Below are 249 nucleotides of genomic sequence, written 5' to 3'. Positions count from 1 at the left end.
CCTCCGGCACTGCGCCGGGCAGGGGACGCCTCGACGGTCGCCGCATTCTGGTGGTCGGCGGCGGCCCGCGCGTGTTCGATGCGGCGACCGATCCGATCGGCAACGGCCGCGCCATGAGCCTGCTGTTCGCGCGCGAGGGGGCGCAGGTCGCGGTCGCAGACCTCAACCGCGCCTCCGCCGACGACACAGTTGCGCGGATCGCCGCTGACGGCGGCCGCGGCTCCGCCATCGCGGCCGACGTCACCAAGG

General features: G+C 75.5%; 1 pseudogene. It reads left to right on the top strand.

The window, feature by feature from the left end:
• A pseudogene (locus AC0IYU_RS34910) lies at window positions 1–249 on the top strand (oxidoreductase); the annotation flags it as partial.

Source organism: Variovorax sp. AC103, assembly GCF_979254005.1.
This window is presented reverse-complemented; position numbering and strand designations above follow the sequence as displayed.